Raw genomic sequence first — 11,189 nt, forward strand, 5'->3', positions numbered from 1 at the left:
AGGCAGGGGCAAGGACAGAGCATGGCCATCTGGAATTTGGGGTCGGTGAACATCGACCATGTGTATCGTTTGCCGCATCTGCCCGAACCGGGTGAGACGCTGGCCGCCGAAAGCTACGCGGTGGGGCTGGGTGGCAAAGGGGCCAACCAATCGGTGGCCGCCGCGCGGGGCGGCGCCTTTGTGCAGCATCTGGGGGCAATCGGGCGCGATGGTCTGTGGACGCTGGATCGGCTGCGCAGCTTTGGCGTCGGCTGCGATGCGGTGGCGGTGGGCGAGACGCCCACGGGCCATGCGATCATCAGCGTCGATGCGCGGGCGGAGAATGTCATTGTGCTCTTCCCCGGTGCCAACCGTGACTTTGACTTCGCGGCGGTGGCAACGGCGCTGTGTCATGCCGCGGCAGGCGATACGCTGATGTTGCAAAATGAAACCGCCTATCAGGTCGAGGCGGCGCAGCTGGCGCAGGCAAATGGCCTGCGGGTGGTCTATTCCGCCGCGCCCTTTGACGCCGAGGCGGTGCGGGCGGTTCTGCCCTATGTCACCACGCTGGCGCTGAACGCGGTGGAGGCCGAGCAGCTGACCGCCGCTTTGGGCATCACGCTGGAGGCGCTGCCGGTGGCCGAGGTGCTGGTGACCCGGGGGGCAGAGGGCGCGGATTGGTATGATCTGGCGGCGGGCACCCGGCTGTTCCAGCCGTCGTTTCCCGTGAAACCGGTGGACACCACCGCCGCCGGTGACACTTTCGCGGGCTATTTCGTCGCCGCCCGCGATTCCGGCGCCTCCCCGCAAGAGGCTTTGCGCCTCGCCGCAGCGGCGGCGGCGGTGAAAGTCACCCGGGCCGGTGCCGCCGAGGCGATCCCGGTACGGGTGGAGGTTGAGGCATTTTTGGCGACCCAGGAGCAGGCATGACGAACCATGTGATCACAGCACCCGAACAGCCCACGGTGCCGGTTTTGGGGCAAAGCGGCCTCTTTCCGGTGCGGCGCATCTTTTGCGTCGGCCGGAATTACGCCGAACATGCCGCCGAGATGGGCAATGAGGTGGACCGCGAAGCGCCGTTCTACTTCACCAAATCGGCGCATGCTCTGGTGGCCAGCGGCAGCGCGGTGCCCTATCCGCCCGGCACGCAGGATTTCCACCATGAGATGGAGCTGGTGGTGGCGCTGAAGGCCCCGCTGTTCCGCGCCACGCCCGAGGTGGCGATGGCGGCGGTCTATGGCTATGCCTCGGGGCTCGACATGACCCGCCGCGATCTGCAGGCGGCGGCCAAGGACAAGCGGCGGCCCTGGGACACCGGCAAGGATTTCGAAAACGCAGCGGTGATCACCGCGCTGACCCCGGCCCAAGATTGGACCCCCGGCGATCAGCCGATCACCCTTTCGGTCAATGGCGCGCCGCGTCAGGCGGGCAAAATCTCGGACATGGTCTGGCCTGTGCCCGAGATCCTCTGCCATCTCTCGACGCTCTATCATCTGCAGCCGGGCGATCTGATCTATACCGGCACGCCTGCGGGTGTGGGCGCGGTGGTCGCGGGCGATCAGATCCGGGGCGAGATCGCCGGGCTGGAAACCGTCTCCCTGACCCTTTCGGCGGCAGAATAGTCTCTAACCCGGCGCATAACTGCGCCGGGGCAGGTTTTCCGGCGTGTAGATGCGCAGCTCGGTCTCGGCCTCTGCCGGGCCGTTTTCCAGCAAGCCGCAGCGGTGCAGCAGGGTTTGCAGCGCCGCCATCGCCTGACCGTCAGGGTTCTGGTCAATCACAATATCCATCGCGCCGCGTTTGAGCAGCGCGACATGGTCGTCGGACACCTCATGCGTCACCCAGACCGGGCGCTGGGCCAATGGCCGCAGCGCCTGATGAATGCCCGCCGAGCCCGCACCGGTGTTGTAGAGCGCCGCCACCGGCCCACGCGTCAGTGCCGCCTTCACCGCCCGCAGGCAGCGCTCCGGGTCGTCGCGGGTATCGGTATCAAGCGTTTCCACCGTCAGATGCGGGAAATTGCGCGCGATCACCCCGCGAAACCCCGCGACGCGATCCTGATGCGAGCGGTAATCGGCGCGCGAGGACAGCAAGAGCACCCGCCCCGGTTGCGGCGTCAGCCGCCCGAGCAGAAAGCCTGCCGTGGCCCCCGCTTGCAGATTGTCCGGCCCCCGGTAATCCAGCCCCGCGATTCCGGGCAGATCGGTGACGATGCTCACCAGCTTTTCGCCCCGCGCCTGCGCCTTGGCGATGGCGGCGCGCACCGCAGGCTCGTCCGGGGCGGCAAAAATCACCCCCGCGCGCGGATAGGCGGGGCTTTCCAGCGCCCGGATCATCTCGGCGGTATTGCCTTCGGGCAGAGTACGGCGGTGAACGGTGATCCCGCGGTCGAGCATTGCCGCCGCGTCCCGCAATGCCGCCGTCAACCGCCGGAAGAACGGTGTTTCATTGCGGGGCATCAGAATGTCCAGATGCACGATCTGCCGCCGGGCATCGGGCAAAAGCCGCCGCACACCCAGCGCTTGCGCCGCCGCAACCACTTTGGCGCGGGCGGTTTCCGAGACGCTGTCACGCTCATTCAGCACCCGGTCCACCGTGGCCAGACTGACGCCCGCCGCCGCCGCGATCTCATCGAGGCGCGGGCTGCGTTTGCGACGGGGTGTAGCGGCCTTGTGCGGGGCCACGGCGGTTTGCGGGGGGGCGGTTTCCTCTTCCATCGCGCGAAGCTGCGGCTTTGAGGGGTTTTCGTCAAGCCCGGACAAGCTGCCGCAGCGACCCCGCGCTATGCTCGTGCCATCGCGGCGTGGAGGCTGCGGCAATTTCCCTGATGTCGCGGGCAGACGCCCGCGCGAAACCGCCCGAAAGGTGTTTTGATGAGCCTGCGCTTTGCCCTGAATCACATGACGACGCCGCAGCTGTCGGTGACGGATTTCTTTGCGCTGGCCGGTCGTCTCGGGATGCGCGAGGTGGAAATCCGCAATGATCTCGACGGGAATGCGATTCTGGACGGCACCCCGGCGGCCACGGTGAAAGCGGCGGCCGCGGCGGCAGGCGTCACGATTTACACGATCAACGCGCAGCAGCGTTTCAACGATTGGGGGCCGGTGCGTGCAGCGGAGGCGACCGCGCTTGCCGATTACGCGCAGGCCTGCGGCTGCAGGGCGCTGGTGCTGGTGCCGGTCTGCGATGGTACGGCGGCGGATCAGGATAAATTGGTCGAAGCCCTCGCGGCGCTGAAGCCGATTCTGACCGCGCGCGGGCTGATCGGCTTGGTCGAGCCTTTGGGCTTTGAATTCTGCAGCCTGCGCAACAAATCCGAAGCGGTGGCGGCGATTGATGCGGTGGACGGGCGTGGCGTCTTCAAACTGGTGCATGACACGTTCCACCACCATCTGGCGGGCGAAGCGGCGACATTCCCGGAGCTGACCGGGCTGATCCATATCTCGGGCGTCACTGATGCCGCCGTCACCGTGCCCGACATGCGCGACAGTCACCGCGTGCTGGTGGATGCAGCGGACCGTCTGGATAACGTTAGCCAGATCAAAGCCTTGCTGGCGGCGGGCTACGACGGACCCTGCAGCTTTGAGCCCTTCGCCAGCGAAGTGCATGCGCTGGCGGACCCAGAAGCCGCGCTGCGCGCCTCGATGGATTACATCGCCGCGGGCGTCTGAGCCTCTGCCCGCAAAAGCGCGGCAGCAATCAGGGCGGGCACCTCCGGGTGCTCGCCAATCGCGGGCAGAAGCGGTCCGGTAAAGCCTGCTTCCTCCAGCGCCTCGGGCAGGTCGCCCGCCACATGCCCGGCCCGCAGGGCGAAAAACGGCAGACAGATCGCCGGTGTCAGATCGCGCGCCGCCTCGGCCAGAAACGGTGCCTCTTCGATAAAGCCGCAGAGGATGCGGGCAAAGCCCGTGCGCTGCCGCAAAGCCTCGGCCATGTCATAGGTGGAGCGGGTCGAGGTTTTCGACACTTTCGAGCCATGCGCGGCGAGGAGGAGCGTGCTCGCCTGCGGCGGGATGCCAGCTGCCTTGGCGGCGTTTTCGGCCACAATCGCCATCAGATCGGGCAAAGCCGGATCAACGCCAAAGGGCGCCACCTGCCGCGCGTTTACCGCACCTGCTTCGGCCAGACGTTTCGGCAGATGCGTGCCGGTGAACCAGCCCTCGGCCATGAAAAACGGATAGATCACCGGGCGTTGCAGCCCCTCCAGCGCGGCCGCCAATGCCCCCTCGGCGGCCAGCGTCGCGCCCCGCACGCGCCAGCCGGGCAGCTGTGCGGCAACCGATTGTGCCAAGGCTTGCAGGTGCCGCTCCTGCGGTTCGGGGTCGGCCGGGGCTCCGTGGGCGATGATCAGGGCGTCGGGCATATCTCTCTCCTGCAAGCGCGCCTCTGAATGTGGTCCGCGCGGGCCGGGCGGCAAGTGTTAAGCGAGTATTACCGGCAAGCCTATGAATTCGTGTCGTATTTTACAGAGCATTTTCTTGCCCCGACTCAGAACTTCCCGCATACAGAACACATCCGGCCAGGACGGCCAGAACCCGAATTTAGTTCACGTGTGGTGCGTTAGGGGAGCACGTGGGGTGGTGGAGGGTCCTGGTAGGGGTGCCGGGACCCTCCGTTTTTTGACGGGGGATATTTTGCGTGGCGGCGTCGCCTCAGGGCTCGATGCCGCCCAGCTCGCAAACGATCTTCCATTCTTCTTCCGTCACCGGCTGCACCGAGAGGCGCATCGAGGTGACGAGGGCCATCTGGCTCAGCCGCGGGTCGGCTTTCACCTGCGCCAGTGTGACCGGCACTTTCAGCGGCCGCACCGCGCGGATGTCGACACAATCCCAGCGCGGATCCTCGGTGGTGCTGTCGGGATGCGAGAGCGCGCAGACCTCGACGATGCCCACCACTTCCTTGCCGATATTGGAGTGGTAGAAAAACCCCTGATCGCCGATCTGCATGGCGCGCATGTTGTTGCGCGCGAGGTAGTTGCGCACGCCGCCCCATTCCTCACCGACCGCGCCCTTGGCGACCTGCGCGTCCCAGCCCCAGACATCCGGCTCGGATTTGAACAGCCATTTCGCCATCAGCCGATCACCTTTTTCCATTCGGTGACCGAGACACTCTCGAAAAGGCCCGCTGCGGCATAGGGATCACCTGCGGCCCAGGCTTCGGCCCCGGCCAGATCATTGGCCTCCACCACAACGAGCGAGCCGCACATCTGCCCGGCTTCCAGGAACGGCCCGGCCATTTTCACGATGCCGGTCGCCTCGATATAGGCCAGATGCGCGGCGCGGGTGTCGAGGCGGGTTTGCAGATGGCCGGGTTTGTCACGGCAGATGACGGCGAAAAGCATGGGTTACTCCTGTTTCAGCGGCCGCGCGAGCAGCGCGGTAACGGCATTTTCAACGGTGATCTTGCCATCCACAAGGGCGGCGACCATCTGCGAGACGGGCAGATCCAGCCCATGCCGCGCGATCAGCGGCACGAGCGCGCGGGCGGTGGCGGCACCCTCCACCGTGGTGGTGGTGTCAAAGGCTTGGCCGGCGCCGAGCGCATGGCCATAGCGGAAATTGCGCGACTGGTCCGAGCCGCAGGTCAGCACCAGATCGCCCAGACCCGAGAGGCCCGAGAGCGTCTCCGCCTGCGCCCCCCAGAGGGTGGCCGCGCGCATCATCTCGGCAAAACCCCGGGTCATCAGCGCGGCGCGCGCACTGTCACCCAAGCCCGCGCCCATCACCACGCCCGCCGCGATGGCGACGACGTTTTTCAATGCGCCGCCCAGTTCGGCCCCGCGAAGATCGGTGCTGAGATAGAGCCGCAATACGGGGGTGGAAAGCAGGCTCTGCAGCCGCGGCCCGACCTCGGGATCGGCGCAGGCCAGCGTCAGCGCGGTGGGCAGGCCGCGGGCGATGTCGGCGGCAAAGCTCGGGCCGGTCAGCACGGCGGGCACTGCCGCGGGGCAGGCATCGGCAATCAGGGCGGAGGGGCCATTGCCGGTGGCAAGGTCGATGCCTTTGCAACAGGCGACCAGGATCTTGCCGTCAAGCTGCGCGGTATGCTGCGCCAGAAACCCCGCGAGTTGCTGCATCGGCACGCCGAGCAAGACCACTTCGGCTGCCGAAATATCCGCCATTTCAGCTGTAACAGTGACGTTTTCGGGCAGGGTCACGCCGGGCAGGCGGCGGTTCTCGCGCCCGCTCTGCATCCGCTGCGCCTGTTCGGCGTCGCGCGCCCAGAGGATCACCGGGGTTTGGCGGGAGAGGGTGACGGCGAGCGCGGTGCCAAAGGCGCCTGCACCCAGAATCGCGATGCTCATGCCTTGGCTCCCTTTTTCCCGGCACCGAGCATGGGCTGCGCGGTTTTGTCCAGCGGCCAGCGGGGACGTGCGGACAGCGTCATGTCATCACGCGCGCCGCTGCGGAACCGCTCAATCCCCGCCCAGGCGATCATTGCGGCATTGTCGGTGCACAGACCCAGCGGTGGGGCCAGAAACCGCGCGCCCATTTCCACAGAAACCGTCTCTAATGCGGCCCGAATGGCCTTGTTGGCGGCAACGCCCCCCGCCACGGCAAAGGCGGGTTCGGCAGGGCCAAGCGCCATGTATTCTGCCAAAGCGCGGCGTGATTTCTCGGCCAGAACCGCGACAACCGCCGCCTGAAACCCGGCGCAAAGATCGGCGCGGATCTGCTGCGGCAACCCGCCATGCTCGGCCACCACCGCATCCCGCGCCCGCAACAGCGCGGTTTTCAGCCCGGAGAAGGACATGTCGCAGCCGGGCCGGTCCAGCAAAGGGCGCGGAAAGCGGAAGGCTTTTTCGGAGCCGCGCTGCGCCTCGGCCTCGACCGAGGGGCCGCCTGGCTGTGGTAGGGCCAGCAGTTTTGCTGTTTTGTCAAAGGCTTCGCCCGGGGCATCGTCGATGGTGCCGCCCAGGCGGGTGAAATCTTCGGGGCTTTTGACGATCAGGAACTGGCAATGCCCGCCCGAGACCAGCAGCATCAGATAGGGAAAGCTCAGCCCGTCGGTCAGCCGCGGCGTCAGCGCATGGCCTGCCAGATGGTTGACGCCGATCAGCGGCAATCCGGCCCCCGCCGCGATCCCCTTGGCGCACATCACACCGGAAAGGACGCCGCCGATCAGCCCCGGCCCGGCGGTCACCGCCACGCCATCCAGATCGCGCAGGCTCAGCCCGGCGGCGGCCAGCGCCTCTTCTACACAGAGGTCCAGCTTTTCGGCATGGGCACGGGCGGCCAGTTCCGGCACCACGCCACCAAAGGGCGCGTGCAGCGCGGTCTGCCCCGCGACGATGGAGGCGAGCACCGTTCCATGTGCACCGTTCAGCCGGACCACGGCGGCGGCGGTGTCATCGCAGCTCGATTCAATACCGAGGAGGGTCAGGGTCTGTGTCATGCTCTGCCGGTTGCGAGGGTTCCCCGTCGCAGGTAACACCGGGGAAGGTTTCACACAATCCTCAGGGGGGAAGCGATGGCCGATCCGCGCCCGGTTTTGCTACTGACCCGTCCGGAGGCGGCCTCGCGCCGGTTCGCGGCGGCCTTTGCCGGGCGATTCGGGGAAGATTGGCCGGTGCTGATCGCGCCCCTGATGCAGATTGTGCCGGTTCCGGCGGAGATCCCCCCGGCAGCAGCGGTGATCTTCACCTCGGAAAATGCGGTGCGCTTCTGGCCCGCTGCCGCGCCGCGCCCATCCTTGGCCTGGTGTGTGGGCGCACGCACGGCGGCGGCGGCATCGGCGGCGGGATTTGCCGTGCGGCAGGGCCCCGGCGATGCACAGGGCCTTGTCGCGGCGATCCGCGCGGCGGATGCGGTTGACGGCCCTTTGCTGCATGCACAGGGGCGGCATGTGGCGCAGGATCTGGCCCTGGCGCTGAATTCCGCCGGAATAGAGACGCTTTCGGTGGTGATTTATGACCAGATCGCTGTGCCCGCACCCGCGGCGCTGACCGACGTGTTGGCCGGAGAGGCGCCGGTGCTGCTGCCGCTGTTCTCGCCCCGCTCGGCGGAGCTGCTGCAAAAGGCCTGCCCGATCCGCCGCGCCCCACTCTGGCTGGCGGCAATGAGCCCGGCGGTGCGTGGGGCAGCGGCACCCTTGCGGGCCGCCCGGCAGGTCGGTGCGGCGACACCGGATGCAGGGGCGATGTTGGAGGCGCTGGCGGTACTGATTGCCGCAGAGGCGCCGGATGCGGACCACCCGACTTGAGACCAGTGGGCGGGCGGACTAGATTGATTTCAAAGCGCTCTGCCGCGCGGCGCCAGTGGAAGGACATCCTGTGACCCAGCCAATTCCCCCGAAAACCGATGAAACCGATGAAACCGCTGAAACCCGCCCGGATGGCATGGAAAAAGCGCCGGAATCGCCCGTTTCGGAGGATATGAAGGCGGAAACGGCGATGTCTCAGGATGCCGCAAAACCGGATGCTGCGGCGGAACCGGTGATTCCCGAGGCGCCGAAAGTGGCCGCACCGGAGGCGTCCCGCAGCAAGGCCGCGTCTCAGGCATCGGCGGCGAAAGCCGTTCCGGCGCGCCGGGGCGGGTTTCTGGGCATGGTACTGGGGGGCGTTTGCGCCGCGGCGCTGGGCGCGGGCGCAACGATTTATCTTTTGCCGCAACTGCCGCCCGAATGGTTGCCGCCGGTTGCGCCCGCGGTGGATATCGCACCGCTGGAGGCAGAACTCGCGGCGCAAAAAGCCGAAATTGCGCAGCTGACCCAAAAGCTTTCGGCGGCGGCCAAGCCAGCACCTGCAGTTGATCTGACGCCGTTGGAGGAAAGGATCAGCGCTTTGGAAGCCGCGCCGCCTGCCGAGGCCATTGCGGCCCCCGCGCAGGATATGAGCGCGATGGAGGCTGAGATTGCGCAGTTGCGGCAGATGATTGTGGACGGCTCCGGCGCGGGGGCGGCGCAAGAGCAGATTGCCGCGGCGGCAGAGGCGGCCTCGGAACGGATCGCGGCGGCGGAAAAACAGGCGCAGGATTTGCAGGCGGAAAGCCAGGCGGCGGCCAAGCGGGCGCTGGCACAGGCGGCGCTGTCGCATCTGCGGGCCTCACTTGAGACCGGGGCACCGGCCGAGAGTGCCAAGGCCGATCTGGCCGAGGCGGGGATTGAACTGCCCGCCGCTTTGTCGGGTCCGGTGCCCAGCCTGATCGAGCTGCGTGCCTCATTCGCGGAACCGGCGCGGCAGGCGCTGGCCGTGGCGCGGCGTGAGACCGCGGGCAGCGGCACGCTGGAGCGGCTGGGGGCGTTTTTCATGGCGCAGACCGGCGCGCGTTCGCTCAGCCCGCAGGAGGGCAGCGATCCGGATGCGGTGCTCTCGCGCGCCGAGGCGGCGGTGCAGAGCGGCGATGTGGCGACGGCGCTGACCGAGATTGCGGCACTGCCCGAGGCGGCGCAGGCGGAATTGTCGGCCTGGGTGTCGGATGCCAAGGCCTATCAGGCGGCGGGGGATGCGCTGGGCGCGCTCTCTGCCGGTCTGAAGTGAGGGGGCGGCGATGATCTGGTCATTCGTGAAAATCGCGCTGTTTCTGGTTTTGGTGGCGGCGCTGACGCTGGGGGCGATGCATGTGGCCGATATGGGCACCGGCATCCGTCTGGTCGTGGCGGGCACGGAATACAGCTTTGGCCCCCTGCAGGCGGTGATCGCGGCAATTGTCGCGATGGCGGCACTTTGGATCGTGCTCAAGGCGTTGGGGCTTCTGGTGGCGTTTTTGCGCTTTCTCAACGGGGATGACACCGCCGTCAGCCGCTATTTCGACCGCAACCGCGAGCGTAAGGGCTATGAGGCGCTGGCCGAAGGGATGATGGCGATCGCCTCGGGCGAGGGCAAGGTGGCGCAATCCAAGGCGGCGCGGGCCGAGAAATATCTGGGCCGGCCGGAGCTGACCAATCTATTGTCGGCGCAGGCGGCGGAGCTTGCGGGCGATGGCAAGCGGGCGGCCACGATCTACAAACGGCTCTTGGCGGATGACCGCACGCGGTTTGTGGGCGTGCGCGGGCTGATGAAGCAAAAGCTGGATGAGGGCGACACGGCGACGGCGCTGAAGCTGGCGGAAAAGGCCTGGGCGCTGAAGCCGCGGCATGAGGAAGTGCAGAACGTCCTGCTGAAACTGCAGGCCGAGAGTGGCGACTGGAAAGGCGCGCGCGCCACCATCGGTGCCAAGGCGAAACAGGGTCTCTTGCCGCGCGATGTGGCCAAGCGGCGCGATGCGGTGCTGGCACTGCAAGAGGCCAAGGTGGTGATCGACGAAGGCTCGAGCATCGAGGCGCGGGAAGCGGCGATTGCCGCCAACAAAGCCTCGCCCGATCTGATTCCCGCCGCGGTCATGGCCGCCGAGAGCTATATTGCGGCGGATAAGCCGAAATATGCCACCCGGGTGCTCTTGAAGGCCTGGGAGGCGCAGCCGCATCCTGATCTGGCGGCCGCCTTTGCCGCCATCGCGCCGGAAGAGACGCCGGCTGAACGTCTCAAGCGCTTTGAGGTGTTGATCGCGCGGCAGCCGAAGGCCGAGGAAAGCCGCCTGCTGAGCGCCGAGCTGAACATTGCCGCCGAAGATTTCCCCGCCGCGCGCCGCGCGCTGGGCGATCTGCATGAGGTGCATCCGACCGCGCGGGGCCTGACCATCATGGCTGCGATCGAGCGGGGCGAGGGCGCCGATGATGCGGTGGTGCGCGGCTGGCTGGCGCGGGCGCTGACCGCGAGCCGGGGCCCGCAATGGTGCTGCGACAAATGCCAGAACATTCAGGCCGAATGGGGCCCGGTCTGCGACAATTGCGGTGGCTTTGACACGCTGAGCTGGCGCGAGCCGCCGCAGGGCGGGGTGCCCTTGGGTAATGGCGCGGAAATGCTGCCGCTGATCGTGGGAAAACCGGCTTTTGTGGCCGAATCCGTGACGCATCCGGAGACGAATGAGGATCTGGGCATGGATTTCACCGAGATCCCGGAGGCGGAAACCGTGGATCCTTTGGCGGTGCCGGTGTCCGTCGCGATGGCGCGCGGACAAGAACCGAAAAAATAGGGCTACACATCCCGCGCGGTGCGTGCTAATCGCACCGCCACCAGGCCGCTGTAGCTCAGCTGGTAGAGCACGTCATTCGTAATGATGGGGTCGGGGGTTCGAGTCCCTTCAGCGGCACCACTTCCCTTTTTCGCGAAGATTGCCTTGCCCTTCGGGGCAAACATTTGTGCGCGATCATGCGGAAGGGTCGGGAACACC

Annotated in this window: 12 protein-coding genes and 1 tRNA gene; 7 read left to right on the forward strand and 6 right to left on the reverse strand. The window is 67.0% G+C overall.

Features of this window, described 5'->3' with window-relative positions:
• Window positions 1–21 precede the first annotated feature (21 nt).
• On the forward strand, window positions 22–909 hold the full coding sequence (locus ACEN2S_RS03010) for a ribokinase (RefSeq protein ID WP_441862195.1): 888 nt from the start codon (window positions 22–24) through the stop codon (window positions 907–909).
• A complete protein-coding gene (locus ACEN2S_RS03015; RefSeq protein ID WP_441862198.1) occupies window positions 906–1,601 on the forward strand; it encodes a fumarylacetoacetate hydrolase family protein in 696 nt (231 codons plus the stop codon). Before ACEN2S_RS03010 ends, ACEN2S_RS03015 begins: the two co-directional genes overlap by 4 nt.
• 3 nt (window positions 1,602–1,604) lie before the next feature.
• On the opposite strand, the gene ACEN2S_RS03020 is transcribed toward ACEN2S_RS03015, so the two are convergent.
• The gene (locus ACEN2S_RS03020; RefSeq protein ID WP_441862201.1) at window positions 1,605–2,696 is read right to left on the reverse strand and encodes a LacI family DNA-binding transcriptional regulator; all 1,092 of its coding nucleotides are present in this window, start codon (window positions 2,694–2,696) and stop codon (window positions 1,605–1,607) included.
• Window positions 2,697–2,852: 156 nt separating this feature from the next.
• Between ACEN2S_RS03020 and ACEN2S_RS03025 the strand changes: the two genes are divergently transcribed.
• Complete coding sequence (locus ACEN2S_RS03025; protein ID WP_441862204.1) at window positions 2,853–3,650, forward strand: TIM barrel protein; 798 nt, start codon at window positions 2,853–2,855, stop codon at window positions 3,648–3,650.
• Here the strand turns inward: ACEN2S_RS03025 and ACEN2S_RS03030 are convergent.
• The 5 genes from ACEN2S_RS03030 to tsaD form a co-directional block, all read right to left on the reverse strand.
• The gene (locus ACEN2S_RS03030) at window positions 3,629–4,342 is read right to left on the reverse strand and encodes a sirohydrochlorin chelatase (RefSeq protein ID WP_441862206.1); all 714 of its coding nucleotides are present in this window, start codon (window positions 4,340–4,342) and stop codon (window positions 3,629–3,631) included. The two genes, ACEN2S_RS03025 and ACEN2S_RS03030, sit on opposite strands and share 22 nt — an antisense overlap.
• Before the next feature lie 289 nt (window positions 4,343–4,631).
• Window positions 4,632–5,051 carry an EVE domain-containing protein gene (locus tag ACEN2S_RS03035; RefSeq protein ID WP_441862907.1) on the reverse strand — a complete coding sequence of 140 codons (420 nt, stop codon included), beginning with the start codon at window positions 5,049–5,051 and terminating at the stop codon, window positions 4,632–4,634.
• The gene (locus ACEN2S_RS03040; RefSeq protein ID WP_441862208.1) at window positions 5,051–5,320 is read right to left on the reverse strand and encodes a YciI family protein; all 270 of its coding nucleotides are present in this window, start codon (window positions 5,318–5,320) and stop codon (window positions 5,051–5,053) included. The genes ACEN2S_RS03035 and ACEN2S_RS03040 overlap by 1 nt, the downstream gene beginning before the upstream one ends.
• 3 nt (window positions 5,321–5,323) lie before the next feature.
• A complete protein-coding gene (locus ACEN2S_RS03045; RefSeq protein ID WP_441862211.1) occupies window positions 5,324–6,283 on the reverse strand; it encodes an NAD(P)H-dependent glycerol-3-phosphate dehydrogenase in 960 nt (319 codons plus the stop codon).
• The gene (gene tsaD / locus ACEN2S_RS03050) at window positions 6,280–7,374 is read right to left on the reverse strand and encodes a tRNA (adenosine(37)-N6)-threonylcarbamoyltransferase complex transferase subunit TsaD (protein WP_441862213.1); all 1,095 of its coding nucleotides are present in this window, start codon (window positions 7,372–7,374) and stop codon (window positions 6,280–6,282) included. The genes ACEN2S_RS03045 and tsaD overlap by 4 nt, the downstream gene beginning before the upstream one ends.
• 75 nt (window positions 7,375–7,449) lie before the next feature.
• On the opposite strand from tsaD, the gene ACEN2S_RS03055 reads away from it, so the two are divergent.
• The 4 genes from ACEN2S_RS03055 (at window position 7,450) to ACEN2S_RS03070 (ending at window position 11,111) form a co-directional block, all read left to right on the forward strand.
• Window positions 7,450–8,181, forward strand: coding sequence for a uroporphyrinogen-III synthase (locus ACEN2S_RS03055; protein ID WP_441862216.1), 732 nt, complete (start codon window positions 7,450–7,452; stop codon window positions 8,179–8,181).
• Between the two features lie 70 nt (window positions 8,182–8,251).
• Window positions 8,252–9,457, forward strand: a complete 1,206-nt coding sequence (locus ACEN2S_RS03060) for a COG4223 family protein (RefSeq protein ID WP_441862219.1) — start codon at window positions 8,252–8,254, stop codon at window positions 9,455–9,457.
• A 10-nt stretch (window positions 9,458–9,467) separates the two neighbouring features.
• Complete coding sequence (locus tag ACEN2S_RS03065) at window positions 9,468–10,991, forward strand: heme biosynthesis protein HemY (protein ID WP_441862222.1); 1,524 nt, start codon at window positions 9,468–9,470, stop codon at window positions 10,989–10,991.
• 44 nt (window positions 10,992–11,035) lie between these two features.
• Window positions 11,036–11,111, forward strand: a tRNA-Thr gene (locus tag ACEN2S_RS03070).
• Window positions 11,112–11,189: the final 78 nt, after the last annotated feature.

Origin of the sequence: Phaeovulum sp. W22_SRMD_FR3 (assembly GCF_052113705.1) — a bacterium.
Classification (GTDB): Bacteria; Pseudomonadota; Alphaproteobacteria; order Rhodobacterales; family Rhodobacteraceae; genus JBGQOG01.

Coding starts and splice junctions, on each gene's coding strand:
- ACEN2S_RS03065 (WP_441862222.1), top strand. CDS start 9,468: ATGATCTGGTCATTCGTGAAAATCGCGCTGTTTCTGGTTTTGGTGGCG.
- ACEN2S_RS03020 (WP_441862201.1), bottom strand. CDS start 2,696: ATGGAAGAGGAAACCGCCCCCCCGCAAACCGCCGTGGCCCCGCACAAG.
- ACEN2S_RS03040 (WP_441862208.1), bottom strand. CDS start 5,320: ATGCTTTTCGCCGTCATCTGCCGTGACAAACCCGGCCATCTGCAAACC.
- ACEN2S_RS03025 (WP_441862204.1), top strand. CDS start 2,853: ATGAGCCTGCGCTTTGCCCTGAATCACATGACGACGCCGCAGCTGTCG.
- ACEN2S_RS03045 (WP_441862211.1), bottom strand. CDS start 6,283: ATGAGCATCGCGATTCTGGGTGCAGGCGCCTTTGGCACCGCGCTCGCC.
- ACEN2S_RS03015 (WP_441862198.1), top strand. CDS start 906: ATGACGAACCATGTGATCACAGCACCCGAACAGCCCACGGTGCCGGTT.
- tsaD (WP_441862213.1), bottom strand. CDS start 7,374: ATGACACAGACCCTGACCCTCCTCGGTATTGAATCGAGCTGCGATGAC.
- ACEN2S_RS03035 (WP_441862907.1), bottom strand. CDS start 5,051: ATGGCGAAATGGCTGTTCAAATCCGAGCCGGATGTCTGGGGCTGGGAC.
- ACEN2S_RS03010 (WP_441862195.1), top strand. CDS start 22: ATGGCCATCTGGAATTTGGGGTCGGTGAACATCGACCATGTGTATCGT.
- ACEN2S_RS03030 (WP_441862206.1), bottom strand. CDS start 4,342: ATGCCCGACGCCCTGATCATCGCCCACGGAGCCCCGGCCGACCCCGAA.
- ACEN2S_RS03055 (WP_441862216.1), top strand. CDS start 7,450: ATGGCCGATCCGCGCCCGGTTTTGCTACTGACCCGTCCGGAGGCGGCC.